Raw genomic sequence first — 17,886 nt, forward strand, 5'->3', positions numbered from 1 at the left:
CTTCATCGCCCATGATACTGCGCATCTTTACGTGGGAAAGTAGGCCGATGCCAAGGTTATCTTTAGAAAGGCTCCTGAAGAGGAGCCTTTCGTCGTTTAAAGACCTGCGCTTGCAGAATGCGTTTTGAGGGAAGGAAGATCCGCTCCGGTTTTTCCTTCCCTTTTTTGTTTTAATTCCTTCGGATGGCTGAGGCGGAGGAAGAGAGCAGCAAAGAAAATTTCCTCAGCGGCGGGCCTGACGGGAAGAAGTTTTTGGGGACTGATCGAGGAGCCCCGCGACACGGGAAGCGACTGAAAAGGAAAATACCGCGGCGACAAAGCCGCGGGAGGAAGTTTGTAGAGAAAAATCGAGGATCCTCCCGCGACATCCGCAACATCGGACTTTCCTGTCTGGAAACATGCCTGTTGCCGCTCGCGCCTTGCTCGGCCTGGCCGGGCTGTATTTTTTCAGGCGGAAGGGCCTTCAAAAGAAAACATCGCAGCGGCGGAGTCGGCCGGACGAAGATTTCAGAGTTCGGCTGAGGCCTTTGACGGTCAGAACAGCATTGCCGTGCAGGCGCAGTCCTGACGCTTTGCAGTTTGTTGTTTCTTCGGCGAAAAATATTTTTTCTCTTTTCCCCGTTGCAGTGGAGCGTCGGCGATGAAGTGCCGCCGCCTGACGTTGAGGATCGGCAGGCGAGGAAGGGCTCGCTGTTTAGGGGGATGCTCTCTTTGATTTTTTTGAGGCTGGGGAGAGTTTTTCTCCCAAACCTGTGCGGAATCCTTGAGAGCGGGTGGAAGTGAACGAAAAAAAAATTGCCTTCAGCGGCGGCTCTGGCTGGATGAAGCAACCTTAATCGGAGATGTCGCACATCTTGTGCAGGCGAGGCATGGCGGGAACATGTCTTCTGGAAATATTGTACTCGTGAAAGCGACAGGAGCCTTCGGCAGCGCAGATTCAATCCTCCGTGACATACGGTGATGCGCCATAAAAAATCCGCGGTGTTTTCTGCCGGAAACTCCATAAAAGAGCATCAGGCTTTGAGCTCTCCGAAAAAGAGAGCAATAAAATACGAGGTGCGGTCTTTTGTCATGCCAATTTTTTTTGGGGGGGAATGTTGTGGACGCAGAGGGTATCCTGGCGGCAACAAAAGTCGATCTGGTTGCCATTATTTGTTTTTTTGACTAACGTCACCTTCCATACCGTTTTCATGACGAGGCCTTGCCTCGTGCAGACGGAAAGAGTTTGCGGCATTTCGGGCCTGAAGTCCGGCGTTTCATGTGTTTTGAAGAGGTTCATGCATAGCGTCGTCTTCGCCTGTTCACAGCAGTCGGCGTGGAGTCGGCTTCAATACAAAAGCATATCGGGAGCGGTTATGAACATCGTTTCTTCTGTCGTCGAAGTCAGAGCGCAGGTCAAAGAATGGCGTCGTCTGGGCCTGAGCGTCGGCCTTGTTCCCACCATGGGGTATCTTCATGAGGGGCATAAGAGTCTTATTGTGCGGGCGGTCGCGGAAAATGATCGCGTCGTGGTCAGCGATTTCGTCAATCCCACGCAGTTCGGTCCTCATGAGGATCTGGCGAGCTATCCCCGCGATATTGATGCGGACAGCCGCCTTTGCGAGGCTGCCGGAGCGCATCTGATTTTTCATCCCCGCCCCGAGGATATGTACGCGTCCGATTTCTGCACCTGGGTCGATATGACCGGCCTGACGGAGGGGCTGTGCGGCAAGAGTCGTCCCGGCCATTTTCGCGGCGTGTGTACGGTGGTGAGCAAGCTTTTTAATATTGTTGCTCCCGACAGGGCGTATTTCGGGCAGAAGGACGCCCAGCAGCTTGCCGTCATTCGTCGCATGGTCCGCGATCTCAACTTTGATGTGGAGATCATAGGCTGCCCCATTGTGCGCGAGGCGGACGGGCTGGCCAGAAGCTCCCGCAATACCTACCTCAATGCGGAGGAGCGGCAGGCGGCCGTCGTGCTGAGCCGCGCCGTGACCCTCGGCAGGACCATGATGGAGCAGGGAGAACGCCGTGCCGAGACGGTGCTTTCCGCCATGCGGAAGATGTTGGAGGGCGAGCCCCTGGCCCGCATCGACTATGTGGAAATGGTGGACGCCTCTTCCATGCAGCCCGTGGCTGAAATCCGGGGGCCGGTGCTTTGCGCCATTGCCGTGTACATCGGCAAAACCCGCCTCATCGACAACGTTGTTTTTGAAGGCTAGAACATGCTGCTGACGATGCTGAAAGGCAAAATTCATCGGGCGGTGGTGACGCAGGCTGAGCTTGATTACGTGGGCAGCATCACCATCGACGAGCAGCTTATGGAGGCGGCAGGCATTCAGGAATACGAAAGGGTGCAGGTCGTCGACGTGAACAACGGACAGCGCCTTGAAACCTATGCCATTGCCGGTGAGCGGAACAGCGGGGTGGTATGTCTGAACGGTGCGGCTGCGCGTCTTGTGCAGCCGGGAGATATGGTCATCATCATGGCCTATGCGCTCATGCAGCCGGAAGAGGTTCGTGCCTTCAGGCCGAAGGTCGCTTTCGTGGATTCGCTCAACAGGGTGGTCCGTGTCGCCGACTATGAAAAGCACGGCAGTCTTGCGGACGTGTAGCTTATCTGCCCTAAGGACAAGGCCGGACATTCTGCCGAACATGTCCGGCCTTGTCCTTATCCTTTTATGGAGATGACACATGTTGTTTTTCAGGCGGCTCAGCATGCTGCTGGCCCGACATATAGGCGTTCTCATACTGTTCTGTTCCGCTCTGGCCTGGATGTATCCCCCGCTGTTTGCCTGGACGGTGCCGCACACGTCGCTTTTTCTTGCCGTCATCATGTTCGGCATGGGGCTTTCCATAAGTCCGGAGAATTTTCGGGCCGTGTGGCAGCGCCCCGGAGCTTTGGCGGCGGGCTGTGCGGCGCAGTTTTGCGTGATGCCCCTGCTGGCCTTGGGGCTGACGGAACTTTTTTCGTTGGAGCCGGAACTGGCCCTCGGGGTCATTCTTGTGGGGTGCGCGCCGGGAGGAACGGCCAGCAACGTCATCACGTATCTTGCGCGCGGCGACGTGGCGCTTTCGGTGAGCATGACGGTGGTATCCACGCTTCTTGCGCCCGTGCTGACGCCGCTTCTGGTCTATCTGCTTGCAGGGAGCCGGGTGGACGTGTCCTTTCCGGCCATGATGGCCTCGGTTATGAACATTGTTCTGGCTCCCGTGCTGACGGGGCTGTTTTTGCGGAGGGCGGCGTGGGGCCTGGTGCGCCGATGCGTGGATTTTTGTCCACTCGTCTCCGTGAGCGGCATTGTGCTCATTGTGGGCGGCATTGTGGCCGTCAACGCGGACAAGATTGCCGAGAGCGGCCTGCTGGTGCTTTTGCTGGTCTTCCTGCATAATGGAGCAGGGCTTTTGCTCGGACTCGGCATAGCCGCGCTTTTCGGCATGAACTACGCCGGAAGAACGGCCGTGGCCGTGGAAGTGGGCATGCAGAACAGCGGACTGGCCGTGGCGCTGGCGGCGGCGAATTTTGCCGGCTTTCCTCTGGCCACGCTGCCGGGGGCGCTGTTCAGCGCATGGCAGAATATTTCCGGCGCTCTTTTTGCGACCTGGAGGCGAAGAGCGCGGAATGACGACGAACTTCTTTCCGACGCGGCAGACGCGTCATGATTCAGGGAACACTGCGACAGAGGATTGACATATGCGCGGAGCGTTCAGACAGGCCGACCGGGAAGCCTTGATTACGTTTGGTCTTTACATCTTTTTTTTCGTGTGGTGGACGGCGTTTGCCTTCGGCCTCGGCTCGGGCGATCCAGAGGAATACAGCTATGTGTTCGGTCTGCCGGCATGGTTTTTTTACAGCTGCGTGCTTGGGTATCCCGTCATGACGCTGATTTTGTGGATCGTGGTCCGGCGCTTTTTTGCCGACATTCCTCTTGACGAGAACAGGAACGACGAAAACATCGACGAGGAGAAGCGTTCATGAATATGGCTCTTGTTCCTCTTGTCGGCTATCTGATTCTGACGATTCTTCTGGCCGTGTGGGCGCAGCGGCAGTCCAGAAAGGGCAACGGCAGCGGTTTTATTGAAGAATACTTCATAGGCGGCCGAACCATGGGCGGCTTTGTGCTGGCCATGACCATCATTGCCAGCTACACCAGCGCGAGCAGCTTCGTGGGCGGCCCCGGCGTGGCCTACAAGCTGGGCCTCGGATGGGTGCTGCTGGCCATGATTCAGGTGCCCACCACGTTTCTTACGCTCGGCGTTCTCGGCAAGCGCTTTGCCATGGTCGGTCGTCGCATTCATGCCGTGACCATTACGGATTTTCTTTACGCCAGGTATCGGAGCGACGCGGTGGTCATTCTGTGTTCCGTGGCGGTGCTGATCTTTTTTGCGGCGTCCATGATTGCGCAGTTCATCGGCGGGGCCCGCGTGTTTCAGGCGGTGACGGGATATCCGTATGAGGTGGGGCTGGCGCTGTTCGGCATCACGGTCGTGCTGTACACCACCGTGGGCGGATTCCGGGCCGTGGCCGTGACGGACGCCTTGCAGGGCGTGGTCATGCTGATTGCCTCCGTGGTCATTTTTTTTGCCGTGGTTCGGGCCGGCGGCGGCATGGAACAGTGCATTCAGACGCTGAAAGGCATTGATCCCGGTCTGATTTCTCCTTCCGGCGCTGGGGACAGCATTCCGGCTCCCATGCTCTTTTCCTTCTGGATTCTGGTGGGACTCGGCATTCTCGGTCTGCCGCAGACCACGCAGCGCTGCTTCGGATACAAGGATTCGCGCTCCATGCACGACGCCATGATCATGGGCACGCTCATCATCGGTTTTCTGCTGCTGTTCATGCATCTGTCGGGCGTTCTGGGACGCGCCGTCATGCCCGGACTTACGTCCGGCGATCTCATCATTCCGTCGCTCATTCTCGAACTTCTGCCGCCGTTCTGGGCCGGCGTGTTTGTGGCCGGTCCGCTTGCGGCCATCATGTCCACGGTGGACACCATGCTGCTTCTGGTTTCGGCGTCCATCATCAAGGATCTCTACATCCGCTATCGGCTCAGGAACGACGCGTCGAAGATATCGGCCTCGAAAATAGGACGCATGAGCTTCTGCTGCACGCTGGCCGTGGGCGTGCTGGTGTTTCTCGCCTCGTTTGATCCGCCGGATCTTCTGGTCTGGATCAATCTGTTCGCCTTCGGCGGCCTGGAAGCCGTGTTTCTCTGGCCCATAGTGCTCGGCATGTACTGGAAGAAGGCCAACGCGTCGGGCGCGCTCTGGTCCATGGTGATCGGGGTGACGACGTTCGTGCTGCTTTCCGTGTTCAAGGTTCCGCTGGGCGGGGTGCACGCCATCGTGCCGACCTGCGTTGTTTCTCTGCTGGCGTTCTGGCTGGGGAACCTTCGGGGCCGTGCCGTGCCCGACGAGGTGACGCGGCTGTTCTGGGAAGACTGATTCTCGAAAATTTTTTCGGATGTCAGGACGGGGGCGTTTTGCAGAGAGTGCTGTAAAACGCCCCCTTGCGCGTTAAAGCGTTGCGGATGGCTCTTGCGATGCCGTCTCCGGTTTATGCGACAACAAATAATTTTTGTAGCTTGCCTCATCATTGGTAAAAATATTTGTTGGACTTTATTTCTCCGTATGGGCATTGCTGAAATAGCATAATGGTCAATGCGGAGGAATCATGAGTATAGATTTCAGGGTGAGGCCGCCTATTCCAAGTTATAAGACGGCGGAGTTCTACAACAATATTGAGGACGTCACGCAGCGTGCGGCGCGTTTCGGCATGCATATTTCTCCCTGCGCGCGCACCTTTTCCATGGAAGATCTCATAGCGGAAATGGACGGCTGCAACGTGACGCAGGCCGTGGTTCCCATCCGCAAGGGATGCGGGGGGAACAACGAAGATTTGCTGGACCTGTTTGCACGCTGGCCCGGCCGCTTCATCGGCCTTGCAGGCATTGCTCCGCTCATGGGCATGGACGAGGCCATGGCAGAGCTCGACCGGTATGTGATTCACGGCCCCTGCGCGGGCATCGCTCTGGAGCCCGCCTTTGATCCCGAACACTGGAAGGTGGACGATCCGAGGGTGTTTCCTCTGTATGAGCGCTGCCAGGAAGCAGGCGTGCCCGTGGTGTTCACCTACGGCGGCATTTTTACCCCCGGTCTTGAGTACTATACGCCTCTGGCCCTGGACAAGGTGGCCGGAACCTTTCCCCGCATGCGCATGGCGCTCAGCCACGGCGGTTGGCCGTTTGTGACGGAAGTATGCGAAATTGCATTCAATCGCGGCAATGTCTATATTGCTCCGGATATGTACATGCTCAATGCCCCCGGCAGCAGCGACTACATTACGGCGGCCAACGGACTGCTTTACGACAGAATGATCTTTGCTTCCGCCGCGCCCATCATTTCCATGGCGGACGCGGAGCGGCACTGTCGTTCCTGCGGCGTGAGGGCGGAGCGGCTTCCGTACCTCATGGAGGAAAACGCCCGTCGTTTTCTCGGGTTGTAGTTCCTTTTCCCGAAGCGCTGGTGTCCGGCGGGAAAAGGAGAATCCATGAGACTGGAACAGCTTTCTTCGTTTCTTGAGGTTGCCAAGCACAGTTCTCTGGCCAGCGCCAGCAGAAATCTGCACATGACGCAGCAGGCGCTGAGCGCCTCCATCAAAAACATGGAGGCGGAACTCGGCGTGACGCTGCTTCGCCGCTCGTCGCGGGGCGTGGCCCTCACGTCGGAGGGGCGGCAGCTTCTGGCCTTTGCGGCGGACGTCATTCCCCGATACCGGGAACTGACCGCCGGCTTCACGTCCGCAAGCGGCGACGGCCTTCGCGGCACGCTGCGCGTGTACGTGAACACGGCGTTTTATCTGGCAAGGCTGTTCAGCATTGTGGAGCGCTACTGCGCGCGCTATCCGCGCGTGCGGGTGGTGACCTCGACGCTCAACGCCGACGGCATCCGCGAACGGATGCTGAGTCCCGCGGAACCGGATACGTACAGCATCGGCATTCTCAATGTGCCCGTCACCTCGGAGGGGCGTCCGGATCCGTCGTTTTTTGCCGACGAGCGTCTGACGTTTCATCCTCTGGCCGGGGGCGGGTATCACGCCTGCGTGGGGCAGACGCATCCGCTGGCGCGGCGTCGCTCCGTTTCTCTGCGCAGGCTCATCCGGGAACCGATCATAGGCGGGGCGGCCGACGAAATGTGCAACACGCCCCTCTATTCTCTGCTTTCCCGCTACGGCAGGCCCAACATCGTGCTTGCCACGACATCGCTGAATCTTTGGAGTCACTCCATAGCCAACAACGTGGGCATAGGCTTTCTGCACGACATCTTCCTTGACGGCGCCGAACCCTTTCGGACCTACCTTCAAGGCATAACGACCATCGACATCAGAGAAAGCATGACCGCCGTGACGGGCTATCTTCTGAACGGAGAGCCTGGAGAGATTCTCAAATCGTTTATTTCGTTCCTCCCGAGAGGAAACGAAGAGGAGACATGATTGTGCATGCATCTGCAGTGAAATCCAGAGACAGTTACTGGATTCATACCGTCATATATTTTCTGCTGACCTTCGGCTTTCATTATATTCCCTTCGACGGCATTTCGCCGTTCGGCATGTCCATTCTCGGGGTGTTCATCGGCCTGCTGTACGGCTGGACGTTCATAGGCTTCATCTGGCCCAGCATGCTGAGCATTTTTTCTCTGGGCCTGTGCGGATTCTTCAAAACCCCTCAGGACGCCTTTGCCAGCGCCTTCAGCAATCATCTGGTCATCTTCATGCTGCTCGTGCTGGTGTTCACGTCGTTCTGCGAAAAAAGCGGCATCAACAGAAAGATGTCGAGCTGGTTTCTGAGCCGCAAATGTCTGGTGGGACGGCCGTGGACGTTCACGTTCATGGTGCTCGTCGGTTCTTTCGTGGTGAGCTTTCTTGTGGACGGCAACGCCGTGGTCTTTCTCGTGTGGAACCTGCTCTACAGCATTTTTGAGGAAACGGGCTACAGGAAGGGCGAACGCTATCCCGCGTTCCTTTGCGCGGGCGTGGCCATCACCGCCGTGCTTTCCTTCGGCTGCAAGCCCTGGTGCAACGTGTGCATTCTGGCCATCGGCGCGCTGGAATCCTCGTCCAAGGGCGCGCTGACTCTGGATTACCTCACCTTCATGGCCGTGACCATTCCGCTGTGCCTGCTCTTTGTGGTGGCGTATTTCCTGGTGATGAAGTATATTTTCCGCCCGGACGTGAGCAAGCTCATGAACCTTTCCGAAGAATATCTGGAAAGCATGCGCCGCGAACTCAAGCTGAACACGCGGGAAAAGGTGGCCGCAGTCGCGCTGGTGGTGTTCATGGCGCTCATGCTCATTCCCAACCTCATGCTGGGCAACGCCGGCGCGCTGGGCATGCTCGGCAAGTTCAACTTCCTTTCGGCCGTGGCGGTGGTGCTCATTGCGCTGTGCGTCATGCGTCTGGAAGGTCGGCCCATTCTGGACTTCGACGTCTGCGCCCGCGACGGCATACACTGGAACGTGTTCTGGATTACGGCGGCGGCCATTCCCGTGTCTGCGGCGGTGAGCAGCGACGCGGCGGGTATTACCGCGTGGCTTGCCTCCGTCATGAGCTCGAGCCTTGAAGGCACGAGCGTGGTGGCCTTCCTGATTCTGTTCTCTCTCATCATCAACGTGGCCACGCAGTTCACGCACAACGTGAGCCTTGTGCTCATCGCCGTGCCCATCGGCTATCAGGTGAGCCAGATGCTCGGTCTGAATCCCGTGGCGCTCACGGTGCTGGTCATCATTGCCGCGGCCTGCGCCTACGCCACGCCCGCGGCGTCCACCTGCGCGGCCATCATGTTCTCGAACGTGGAATGGATAGGCGTGCGGACGGCCTTCAAGGCCGGATCGTTTGCCGTGCTGGCCGGACTTCTGTTCTTGTTCGTGTTCGGCTTCCCCGTCATCGGCATGGTGTACGGTTTCAGCATGTAGCGTGAACGCCGGAAGCGGCCGGTTTTGACGGCTTCCGGCAACGACAAACGACGCAGAGGTGCGACCATGAAAATATTCGACATGCGCATTCGTCCGCCCTTCCGCAGCATCTGCGAAGGGATGTTCAACAATCCCGGCCGGGAGCTTTTCGAGCCGGAATCCTTTGCCCGGCGCTTCGGCATGACCATAGGCGAATCGGCGAGGCAGAAGTCCATGGATCTTTTCATCCGGGAAATGGACGAGGCCGGCATCGTTTCGGGCGCGGTGCTGATACGCAAATCCACGGGCATGGACAATGCCGATCTTGAAGAGCTGAACCGTCTCTGGCCGGGGCGCTTTGTCGGCGTGGCGGGCATTGATCCGCACGACGCCGGAGCCCTCGACGAAATCGACCGCTTTGTGCTGCGCGGCTCGGCCCGGGCCGTGCTGGTGGAGCCGGGCTTCTGCCGTCCGGCGCTCCGGGCGGACGACAGAGCCGTGTATCCCATCTACGAAAAGTGCCAGGCGGCGAACATTCCCGTGTTCATTTCGTTCGGCGGATTCGTGGCCCCGGATCTCAGCTACACCGATCCCATGATCATCGAACGGGTGGCGCTGGACTTTCCCAAGCTGAAGCTGGTCATTGCCCACGGCGGATGGCCCAACGTCGGCGGCATCTGCCATGTGGCCTTTGAGCGCGAAGGCGTGTACTTGGCCCCGGATCTCTACACCATGAACGTGCCGGGCAACCGGGAGTATCTGGATGCGGCCAACTACCTTATTCCGGAAAAGTTTCTGTACGGTTCGGCGTATCCGTGCGTGGATGTGCGGCAGGCCGTGGAATACTATAAGCACTGGGGACTGCGCCCGGAAGTGATGGAAGGCGTCATGTACGGCAATGCCGCGCGTCTTCTTGGTCTGGACGATTAGCGTTTTTGTTTCGGAGCACAAAAGGGCCGGATGTTCTATGAGGAACATCCGGCCCTTTTGCGTGCGATGCGGGAGGCTCAGAGCGCGCGGATGTCGCTGATGAGCGCCTCGACGGCCTCTTCGGTCGTGGCCCAGCTCGTGCAGAAGCGCACGGCGCTGTGCGCTTCGTCCATGTGCTGCCAGAAGCCGAAGGAATATTTGCTGGCGAGGCGTTCGAGTTCGGCTTTGGGCGCTATGGGAAACTGCTGATTGGTGAAGGAATCGTAGAGCAGCGGCCAGCCCTTTTCCGTGAAGGCCTGCCGCAGACGCATGGCCAGCTTGTCGGCGCGTTCGGCAATGCGGAAATACAGATCGTCCCGGAACAGGGCGGCGAACTGGATGCCGAGCAGTCTTCCCTTGGCAAGCATGGCTCCGCGCTGTTTCATGAGGTAGCGGAAATCCTTTTTCAGGGCGGGGGAGGCGATGACCACGGCTTCGCCGAAGAGCGCGCCCACCTTGGTGCCGCCTATGCTGAAGACGTCGCACAGGCGGGCGTAGTCGGCAAGCGTCAGGTCGTTTGCCTGGGACATGAGGCCGTAGCCCATGCGCGCGCCGTCCACGAACAGGGGCAGGCCGAGTTCGCGGCAGGCGCGGCTGATTTCTTCCAGTTCGGCTTTGGCGTACAGCGTGCCGAATTCCGTGGGAGAGGAGAGGTACACCATGCCCGGCTGCACCATGTGTTCATGGGAGTCGTCGGCAAAGTGCCGGGCGCAGGCTTCGCGAATCTGCCGGGCGCTTATTTTGCCGTCCTTTGCGGGCAGCGCAAGCACCTTGTGACCGGTGGCCTCCACGGCGCCGGTTTCATGCACGTTGATGTGGCCGTTGTCGGCGCAGAGCACGCCCTGCCAGGGCCGGAGCGCGGATTCGATGACGATGAAGTTCGTCTGCGTGCCGCCGACCAAAAACTGCACGTCGGCTCCGGGCGCGGCGCAGGCGGCGCGAATGAGGTTACGGGCCTCGTCGCAGTAATGATCTTCGCCGTAGCCGGGCGTCTGTTCGAGATTGCTTTGGGCGAGAAGTTCCAGAATGCGCGGATGCGCGCCTTCTTCGTAGTCCGATTCAAAACGAAGCATGGGGTGTCATCTCCTGTTTTCCAGTCGCTTCCAGCGGCAGAGCACCCTTTCGGCGACGTGGCAGATTTCATAGACGGCAAGGCCGAGCAGGCTCATGGACAGAATGCCGCAGAACATTTCGAGCTGATCGCCGCGGCCCCAGGCGTCCATGATGAGAAAGCCGAGACCGCGTTGCGTGGCGAAGGATTCGGCCATGAAGAGCACGGCCACGGCGGTGCCGCTGCTGACCTTGAGGGCCGTCATGGCGCTGGGCAGGGCGGCGGGCACGAGCACGTGGCGCACCAGCTGGGCCGCGGTGCCGCCGAGGGTTCGGAAGGCGTCGAGATAGCGGGCGTCGAGCTGGCGGATGCCGTCGCGCGTGACCACGAGAATCTGATAGCCGGTGGTCAGCGCGATGATGAGAATTTTGGAAAGGTCTCCCAGGCCGAACAGCGTGAGGAATACGGGCAGCAGCACGATTTTGGGCAGGGGATAGGTGAGGAAGACCATGGGAGAAACATAGCGGTCGATGCGTCTGCGGTAGCCGAGCAGAATGCCCAGCGGAAAGGCGATAAGAAAGGCCAGCGCCATGGCAGCGGCCACGCGGAAGGCGCTGCTTCGGATGTGCTCCTGCATGACGGAATCGCCGAGGGACTGCATCCAGGCGTCAAGCACGTCGAGCGGCGCGGGCAGAAGATACGGGCCGAGCGCCCACGCGCCCGCCTGCCAGAGCAGAAGCAGGGCAAAAAAGGCCACGACGTAGCGGAAGAGAATGTCGAGAATCTTCATGACTGCGCCGCCTCCGCGCTGCGGGATTCCGGATCTTCCAGCACCTCGTGAACGCTTCGTATGAGGGAGAAGTAGGCGTCGCTGTTCCGGCAGGAGGCGTCGCCGAAACAGGGATTTTCCAGCCACAGCTTTTTTGTGGCCGGGCGGCCGCCGAGCACCATGATGTAGCGGCCGAGAAAGACGGCTTCCGCCACGTTGTGGGTGACCAGCATGAAGCTCATGCGTCGGCGCTGCCAGACGTGCAGCAGCAGATTCTGCAGGTGCTCGCGGGTGATGGCGTCGAGCGCGGCGAAGGGTTCGTCCATGAGCAGAAGGTCGGGGCGGGAGACGAGGGCGCGGCCGATGGCCACGCGCTGACGCTGGCCGCCGGAAAGCTGCACCGGAAAGCGCTGCTCCAGCCCCTCCAGACCGAGTTCCTTCAGCATGTCGGCCACGGCGGCGGCGCGTTCCTTTCTTCCTGCGCCGCGAAGCTGCAGGGGGAGCGCCAGATTGTCGCGCACGGTTTTCCAGGGAAAGAGGCCGTAGTCCTGAAGAATGAAGGCCGTTTTCCACGGCAAAGGCAGCGAGGCGCTGCCGCAGCTTGCCGGAGCAAGTCCGGCAATGACGGAAAGCAGCGTGCTCTTGCCGCAGCCGGAAGGCCCGATGATGGCCAGAGACGCCCCGGCGGGCAGGGCAAAGGAAACGTCGTCGAGCACGACGTTGTTTCCGAAGCTCTTGCCCAGCGAGGCGACGCGCAGCATCTCTTCGCTCATTTCTTTTCCTGAAACACGATGTCGCTCAGGGCGGGAAGGCCCTTTTTGAGCAGTCTGTTCTGCTGCATCCACTCGGCGTAGCGTCGCAGAGCCTCTTCCGAGGGCAGGCCCAGCGGCGTGAAGGGGTCTTCAAAACGGAGCATGGCGTAGTGCTCCGCGGCCTTGGGCGCGAGCAGGCCGAGCTGCTGCATCATGGCCTTGTAGGCGTCGGGCGCGGCGTTGATGCGTTCGGCCTCTTCCTTGAGCGCTGCGCGGAAGCGCTGAATGCGGTCGGCAAAGGCCGGATCGTCGGCATTGCCCGGCTTTCGCAGCGCGATGACGGCAAGCGGCAGATCGAGCTTTCTGTCGTCGAGGAGCACGCGCGCACCCTGACCTTCCACCAGAGAGAGCAGAGGTTCGGGCAGCAGCGCGGATTCTATCTGCCCGGAGAGCAGCATCTGAAGCCGCACCGGAATCTGCCGGATGTCGCGCTTTTCCAGCGAACCGGCCGCGCCTTCCTGCGCAAGCAGCGAGTCGAGCACGAAATCCACGATGGTGGCCCGGCCGATGGAACAGGTCTTGCCCTTGAGATCGGCCAGCGACTCGGCGGAAGATTTCGGACTGACGGCCAGGCCGAAGAAGCGCGCCTTCGGCGAGGAGTGGGAGGTGGTGGCCACGATGATCTGCGGCGCGCCGTTTTCGTTCTGCATGAGCACGTTGATGATGTCGCCGAAATGGCCGTCGAGCGAGCCTGCGCGCATGGCGGCGCCGAGTTCCAGAGCGCTCTGGAAGGGCACGACTTCCACGTCGAGGCCGTGGGCGGCGAACACGCCGTCTTTTTGCGCGGCGTGCAGAATGAGCGAGTCCGCGGCGGGCAGGGAGCCTATTTTCAGGGCGTCGGCTGCCTGGGCGGCATGGACGCAGAACAGGGCGAGCGTCAGGGCGAGGGCGGCTTTTTTCAGTATGGACATGGGCGTTCCCTTGAGTGTTGAAGGTTGGCGGAACAGGGCGGCGTCGGCAAAAGGGGACGTGCGCGGCAGGCGGCAGGGCCGGGCGAATGGCGGAATGCGGAACGTCAGTCCTGCTGCGGGCGGAATCCGGCGTCGGCAAGAAAGCGTTTGGCAAAGTCCACGGCTTCCACGGTGACGCCTTCGCAGGCGTGGGGCGGATCGGAAGGCTGAAAGCCTCCGGGCCGCAGATCGCGGCAGAGCAGGGATCCGAAACGCGCCGTGAAGGCTTCGGCAAAGTTGCGGCAGAGCATTTCTATGTCCTTTTCCGTCTTGCCGCGCTCCGTGCCGAGAATGCCGATGAACATGAGCGCGCCTTCCACGAGACCGCACTGGGCGCGGAATCTGCCTGCGCCGTGCATGCCGACGGCGGCATGGAAGGTCTGCGGGGCCACGGTCACGCCGAAGGCCTCGCCGAGACAGGCGAGCATGGCGCGTGCGCAGTTGAGGTTGCTGTTCCAGTAGAGGTCGTGAACGCGCTGCACGGTCGTGGTCATGGAGCCTTCCTTTTAAAGGACGGAATCAGTTTTTTCCCGGGAGGGATGGAAGGGCGCGGTGGAGCGGTTTTCCAGCAGATGATGGGAGAATTCCACGCGCGTGATGTTGTTGGGCGTGCTGTTGCCGGTCATGCGCTCGTAGAGAATGGTGAAGGCGTTTCTGCCCTTTTCCTCGATGTGATGTTCCACGGAGGTGAGGCCGACGTTCCAGAAGCGGGAAGCGGAGAGATTGTCGAAGCCGCACACGCTGTAGTCGTCCGGCACTTTCAGCCCCTTGTCCTCCAGCGCGTCGAGCACGCCGTAGGCCACGAAGTCGTTGACGGCCACAATGCCGGAAATGCCCGGACAGCGTTTCAGGCAGTCCATGGTGAGTTCGTAGCCCGTGCGGTGTTCTATGCCGATGTCGTTCAGTTCCTCAAGGGGCGTGATGTCGCGGGCGAACACCTGCACGGAGGTGTCCGGCTCCTGGGCATAGACGGCCCGCACGCCGTCGAGCCGGCGTATGCGTATGGCGTTGGCGTTGTTGAGCGTGGTGGAAATGAAGGCGATGTGCCTGTGCCCGAGCCCGAGCATGTGACGCCCCACCAGCATGCCTGCGCTGTAGTTGTCGAGCTCCACGGTATCCACGTTGAGGCTGGTGTTCCTGTCGCCGATGACCACGATGGGCAGGCTGCGGTTGACCTTTTCCAGCTGCTCCACGCTCTGCGGCATCATGGTGAACACCATGCCCGAAGCCCCCATTTCCAGCGCCATGTCGAGGATTTCCTTTTCCTTTTCGGCGTCGCGGTAGGTGGTGAAGATGAGCGTGGAAACGCCGTGCTGCTCCGCAGACTGCTGAATGGCCTGCACCATGTTGGCATAGTAGGCGTTGCCGACGTTGGGGCTGACGATGAGCACGAGCTTTCTGGAAGACAGCGGACGGCTTCTGCGCCGCACGGGCGCGCGATAGCCCAGAACGTCGGCCGTGCGGCGCACGTTCTGCACTGTTTCGGGGGAGAAGGACACGTCCGGCCTTCCGCTGAGTATCATGGAAGCGGTGGTCAGCGAAACGCCGGCCGTCCGGCTCACGTCTTCCAGGGTGATTCTTTTTTTCGTCGTCATGGGAGCTCTCTCCAGGCAGCAGGCTAACGGCAAGGCGGAATTTCGTCAAACGAAGGAAGAGAGTTTTACTAAAATTTTAAAAATAAATTTTGAAAAAAGAAAAGACTCGATTTAAAATATTAAATTTTTAGCTTTTAGAAAAAATGATAATTTCCCTTGATTAATTGCTGGAATAGCCGTACAAGGAAAAAACATGAACCGCAGCTGTGTGGAAATTTTATTAAAATTTTAATTAAAATATCAGAAAACTTTTAATTAAAATTTTAATAAAATTCTCTGCAAGGCCCGGGGAAAAATTTTCCTCAATCTTCATCAGGAGCTTTATTATGAGCGCGCCCAGCAAAAAAGAAATCCGCAAGGTGGTACTGGCCAGCCTTCTCGGAGCCACCATTGAATGGTACGACTTCTTCCTGTACGGCGTTGTCGCGGGCATCGTCTTCAACAAGCTGTACTTCCCCACGGAAGATCCCTTCATCGGCACGCTTCTCGCCTACAGCACCTTTGCCATCGGCTATCTGGCCCGTCCCTTCGGCGGATTCGTCTTCGGCCACTTCGGCGACAGGCTGGGCCGCAAGAGCATGCTCGTGCTCACCATGCTCATCATGGGTCTTGCCACCATCGGCATCGGTCTTGTGCCCACCTACGCGCAGATAGGCATTGCCGCGCCCATCATTCTGCAGACGTTCCGTCTCTGCCAGGGCCTCGGCCTCGGCGGCGAATGGGGCGGCGCCGTGCTCATGACCTATGAATACGCCAGCAAGAAGGAACGCGCCTTCTACGCCAGCATCCCGCAGATGGGTCTGGCCACGGGCCTGTGCCTGTCTTCCGGCGTGGTGGCCCTGCTCTCCTGGGGCCTCACCGACGAACAGTTCCTCGCCTGGGGCTGGAGACTGGCCTTCCTCGTGAGCGTGCTGCTGGTCTGCGTGGCTCTCTACGTCCGCATGCACATCCTTGAAACCCCCGACTTCCAGAAGGCTCAGGAAAAGGCCCATCAGGACAAGGAAAAGAAGACCCTGCCCATCGTCAAGGTGTGCAGGGAACATCCCGGCAACATCGCTCTCGGCATCGGCGCCCGCTGGATCGACGGCGTGTTCTTCAACGTGCTGGCCGTGTTCGTCATCACCTATCTCGTGCAGTACGTGAACGTGCCGCGCACCGAAGCCCTCTCCATGGTCATGATCTCCGCTCTGGTCATGTGCCCCTTCATCCTCATTGCCGGACGTCTTGCCGACCGCTACGGCCGCGGCCTGGTGTACGGCGTGGCCAGCATTCTCTGCGGCCTGTCCATCTTCCCCTCCTTCTGGCTCATGGGCGCGAGCGAAGGCAATCTGTTCATGATCGGCATCGCCATCATCGTTCCCATCAGCGTGTTCTACGCCGGCGTGTTCGGTCCTGAAGCCGCCCTGTTCTCCGACCTCTTCCCCGCCGACGTGCGCTACACCGGCATTTCCATCGTGTATCAGTTCCCCGGCTTCCTCGTGGCCGGCATCGTGCCCGGTCTGTGCACCTACTTCATCAAGGTTGCCGACGGCGATCCCATCTACGTGTGCCTCTACACCATGCTGGCTGCGGCCACGAGCGGCATTTCGGCCTTCATCGTGCAGCGCAAGCACAACGCTGCGGTCCGCCGCCTCGGCGACGACGTGGAGCACGTCTAGCGACTGTCGGGAGGGGATTTCCCCTCCCGGTTCGTTTCCGGCGCATCATTTTTTCGTCCGGCGCGTCGGCCCGTATTTCGGGCCGTGCGGAATGCAAAACGACGTCCGTCGTCCGCGCCTGCCGCATCGGCGAGAACCGGCTCGCAGGCGCGACGCAGTTCGCCCCCGGGTGGCGACATGGAAAACATCTGACCCGGACGCGGAAGGGATTCCCCCTGACGCAAGGAACTTATCATGCGAGTACTTCAGATTTCAGATTTTCATCTCCGCGGAGACGGCCGTCTTTCCTTTCGCGTGGTGGACACCCCGAAATGTCTTGAGACGGCGGCGAAGCATCTTTTCGGCCTGGCCCAGAAGCCGGACATGATGGTCATTACCGGCGACCTGGCCGACAGCGGCGACGAGCACGCCTATCACATGCTCTACGACGCGCTCTCTCCCCTGAACATTCCCATCTACGCGGTTCCCGGCAACCACGACCGGCGCGACAGAATGCGTTCCATCCTCAAGGGCTGGTGCCCCGAAAACGCCGAAACCGAGCCCTGGCTCTGCTACGCCGTGGAAGAGGACGAAGTGCGCTTTCTCATGATGGACAGCATGAGCCCCGGCTCTCATTCCGGACACATGCCGGAACCGTGCGCCGCGTGGCTGGAAAAGGAACTGGCGCGTCGCCCCGGCGTGCCCACCCTGGTGTTCATGCATCATCCGCCCTTCGTCACGGGCATGGGCGCCATGGACGAGCCCTATGAAAACGTGGATCGTCTGCGCGGCATTCTGGAAAAGGCTCCCTGGGTGCGTCTGTGCTGCGGTCACATGCACCGTCCCATCTTCACGCAGTGGGGCGGAGTGATGGCCCTGACGGCTCCCGCTGCCTCCATGCAGATCGACCTCGACTTCTCTCCCGAAGGCGGCGACACCTTCGTGATGGAAGCCCCCGGCTATCTGCTGCACGACTGGCGCGACGGCGCATGGAACACCCATGTCTGCCAGATCTACGGCACGCCCACCTACGCCGGTCCGTACCGCTTCCTCGATTCCGTGAATCCCACGGAAGAATAAACGTTTCCGCGCCCGGAGGTTCCCCCGAAGGGCGCGCAATTGCCAGGGGTCCCCTGTCCCTGTCATTCCTCCTCGAAAAGGCCGCCGCTTCTCAC

At 59.8% G+C, this 17,886-nt stretch carries 17 protein-coding genes; 11 read left to right on the plus strand and 6 right to left on the minus strand.

Annotated features, from left to right (window positions below; genetic code table 11):
* Window positions 1-1,355 precede the first annotated feature (1,355 nt).
* The 9 genes from panC (at window position 1,356) to Q0K02_RS04955 (ending at window position 9,858) form a co-directional block, all read left to right on the plus strand.
* On the plus strand, window positions 1,356-2,201 hold the full coding sequence (gene panC / locus Q0K02_RS04915) for a pantoate--beta-alanine ligase (RefSeq protein WP_294485588.1): 846 nt from the start codon (window positions 1,356-1,358) through the stop codon (window positions 2,199-2,201).
* A 3-nt stretch (window positions 2,202-2,204) separates the two neighbouring features.
* Complete coding sequence (panD, locus tag Q0K02_RS04920; protein ID WP_294485589.1) at window positions 2,205-2,594, plus strand: aspartate 1-decarboxylase; 390 nt, start codon at window positions 2,205-2,207, stop codon at window positions 2,592-2,594.
* A 79-nt stretch (window positions 2,595-2,673) separates the two neighbouring features.
* Window positions 2,674-3,642: a bile acid:sodium symporter family protein gene (locus tag Q0K02_RS04925; RefSeq protein ID WP_294485591.1), complete on the plus strand. Its 969-nt coding sequence runs from the start codon at window positions 2,674-2,676 to the stop codon at window positions 3,640-3,642.
* Window positions 3,643-3,673: 31 nt separating this feature from the next.
* A complete protein-coding gene (locus Q0K02_RS04930; protein ID WP_294485593.1) occupies window positions 3,674-3,958 on the plus strand; it encodes a YhdT family protein in 285 nt (94 codons plus the stop codon).
* Window positions 3,955-5,424 carry a sodium/pantothenate symporter gene (panF, locus tag Q0K02_RS04935; RefSeq protein WP_294485594.1) on the plus strand — a complete coding sequence of 490 codons (1,470 nt, stop codon included), beginning with the start codon at window positions 3,955-3,957 and terminating at the stop codon, window positions 5,422-5,424. The genes Q0K02_RS04930 and panF overlap by 4 nt, the downstream gene beginning before the upstream one ends.
* Before the next feature lie 229 nt (window positions 5,425-5,653).
* Window positions 5,654-6,484 (plus strand): amidohydrolase family protein, encoded by an 831-nt coding sequence (locus tag Q0K02_RS04940; RefSeq protein ID WP_294485596.1) that lies wholly within the window; start codon window positions 5,654-5,656, stop codon window positions 6,482-6,484.
* 45 nt (window positions 6,485-6,529) lie between these two features.
* Window positions 6,530-7,471 carry a LysR family transcriptional regulator gene (locus Q0K02_RS04945; RefSeq protein WP_294485598.1) on the plus strand — a complete coding sequence of 314 codons (942 nt, stop codon included), beginning with the start codon at window positions 6,530-6,532 and terminating at the stop codon, window positions 7,469-7,471.
* Between the two features lie 2 nt (window positions 7,472-7,473).
* A complete protein-coding gene (locus Q0K02_RS04950; protein ID WP_294485599.1) occupies window positions 7,474-8,949 on the plus strand; it encodes an SLC13 family permease in 1,476 nt (491 codons plus the stop codon).
* 66 nt (window positions 8,950-9,015) lie between these two features.
* Window positions 9,016-9,858 carry an amidohydrolase family protein gene (locus Q0K02_RS04955; RefSeq protein ID WP_294485601.1) on the plus strand — a complete coding sequence of 281 codons (843 nt, stop codon included), beginning with the start codon at window positions 9,016-9,018 and terminating at the stop codon, window positions 9,856-9,858.
* Between the two features lie 77 nt (window positions 9,859-9,935).
* Here the strand turns inward: Q0K02_RS04955 and Q0K02_RS04960 are convergent, their stop codons facing one another.
* From Q0K02_RS04960 to Q0K02_RS04985, 6 genes are all read right to left on the minus strand, one after another.
* Complete coding sequence (locus tag Q0K02_RS04960) at window positions 9,936-10,970, minus strand: beta-eliminating lyase-related protein (RefSeq protein WP_294485602.1); 1,035 nt, start codon at window positions 10,968-10,970, stop codon at window positions 9,936-9,938.
* A gap of 6 nt (window positions 10,971-10,976) precedes the next feature.
* Window positions 10,977-11,738, minus strand: a complete 762-nt coding sequence (locus Q0K02_RS04965; protein WP_294485605.1) for an ABC transporter permease — start codon at window positions 11,736-11,738, stop codon at window positions 10,977-10,979.
* On the minus strand, window positions 11,735-12,490 hold the full coding sequence (locus Q0K02_RS04970; protein WP_294485606.1) for an ABC transporter ATP-binding protein: 756 nt from the start codon (window positions 12,488-12,490) through the stop codon (window positions 11,735-11,737). The genes Q0K02_RS04965 and Q0K02_RS04970 overlap by 4 nt, the downstream gene beginning before the upstream one ends.
* Entirely contained in the window at window positions 12,487-13,440 is a 954-nt protein-coding gene (locus Q0K02_RS04975) for an ABC transporter substrate-binding protein (protein WP_294485607.1), read from the minus strand. Before Q0K02_RS04975 ends, Q0K02_RS04970 begins: the two co-directional genes overlap by 4 nt.
* Before the next feature lie 104 nt (window positions 13,441-13,544).
* On the minus strand, window positions 13,545-13,973 hold the full coding sequence (locus tag Q0K02_RS04980) for a C-GCAxxG-C-C family protein (RefSeq protein ID WP_294485608.1): 429 nt from the start codon (window positions 13,971-13,973) through the stop codon (window positions 13,545-13,547).
* 12 nt (window positions 13,974-13,985) lie between these two features.
* The gene (locus Q0K02_RS04985) at window positions 13,986-15,074 is read right to left on the minus strand and encodes a LacI family DNA-binding transcriptional regulator (RefSeq protein WP_294485609.1); all 1,089 of its coding nucleotides are present in this window, start codon (window positions 15,072-15,074) and stop codon (window positions 13,986-13,988) included.
* 326 nt (window positions 15,075-15,400) lie between these two features.
* On the opposite strand from Q0K02_RS04985, the gene Q0K02_RS04990 reads away from it, so the two are divergent.
* Both Q0K02_RS04990 and Q0K02_RS04995 read left to right on the plus strand, forming a co-directional pair.
* Entirely contained in the window at window positions 15,401-16,732 is a 1,332-nt protein-coding gene (locus tag Q0K02_RS04990) for an MFS transporter (protein WP_294485610.1), read from the plus strand.
* A gap of 234 nt (window positions 16,733-16,966) precedes the next feature.
* Window positions 16,967-17,791 carry a phosphodiesterase gene (locus Q0K02_RS04995; RefSeq protein ID WP_294485612.1) on the plus strand — a complete coding sequence of 275 codons (825 nt, stop codon included), beginning with the start codon at window positions 16,967-16,969 and terminating at the stop codon, window positions 17,789-17,791.
* The last annotated feature ends 95 nt before the right edge of the window (window positions 17,792-17,886 follow it).

It is taken from the genome of uncultured Mailhella sp. (assembly GCF_944324995.1).
Lineage (GTDB): Bacteria > Desulfobacterota > Desulfovibrionia > Desulfovibrionales > Desulfovibrionaceae > Mailhella.

Coding starts and splice junctions, on each gene's coding strand:
- panC (WP_294485588.1), top strand. CDS start 1,356: ATGAACATCGTTTCTTCTGTCGTCGAAGTCAGAGCGCAGGTCAAAGAA.
- panD (WP_294485589.1), top strand. CDS start 2,205: ATGCTGCTGACGATGCTGAAAGGCAAAATTCATCGGGCGGTGGTGACG.
- Q0K02_RS04925 (WP_294485591.1), top strand. CDS start 2,674: ATGTTGTTTTTCAGGCGGCTCAGCATGCTGCTGGCCCGACATATAGGC.
- Q0K02_RS04930 (WP_294485593.1), top strand. CDS start 3,674: ATGCGCGGAGCGTTCAGACAGGCCGACCGGGAAGCCTTGATTACGTTT.
- panF (WP_294485594.1), top strand. CDS start 3,955: ATGAATATGGCTCTTGTTCCTCTTGTCGGCTATCTGATTCTGACGATT.
- Q0K02_RS04940 (WP_294485596.1), top strand. CDS start 5,654: ATGAGTATAGATTTCAGGGTGAGGCCGCCTATTCCAAGTTATAAGACG.
- Q0K02_RS04945 (WP_294485598.1), top strand. CDS start 6,530: ATGAGACTGGAACAGCTTTCTTCGTTTCTTGAGGTTGCCAAGCACAGT.
- Q0K02_RS04955 (WP_294485601.1), top strand. CDS start 9,016: ATGAAAATATTCGACATGCGCATTCGTCCGCCCTTCCGCAGCATCTGC.
- Q0K02_RS04960 (WP_294485602.1), bottom strand. CDS start 10,970: ATGCTTCGTTTTGAATCGGACTACGAAGAAGGCGCGCATCCGCGCATT.
- Q0K02_RS04965 (WP_294485605.1), bottom strand. CDS start 11,738: ATGAAGATTCTCGACATTCTCTTCCGCTACGTCGTGGCCTTTTTTGCC.
- Q0K02_RS04970 (WP_294485606.1), bottom strand. CDS start 12,490: ATGAGCGAAGAGATGCTGCGCGTCGCCTCGCTGGGCAAGAGCTTCGGA.
- Q0K02_RS04975 (WP_294485607.1), bottom strand. CDS start 13,440: ATGTCCATACTGAAAAAAGCCGCCCTCGCCCTGACGCTCGCCCTGTTC.
- Q0K02_RS04980 (WP_294485608.1), bottom strand. CDS start 13,973: ATGACCACGACCGTGCAGCGCGTTCACGACCTCTACTGGAACAGCAAC.
- Q0K02_RS04985 (WP_294485609.1), bottom strand. CDS start 15,074: ATGACGACGAAAAAAAGAATCACCCTGGAAGACGTGAGCCGGACGGCC.
- Q0K02_RS04990 (WP_294485610.1), top strand. CDS start 15,401: ATGAGCGCGCCCAGCAAAAAAGAAATCCGCAAGGTGGTACTGGCCAGC.
- Q0K02_RS04995 (WP_294485612.1), top strand. CDS start 16,967: ATGCGAGTACTTCAGATTTCAGATTTTCATCTCCGCGGAGACGGCCGT.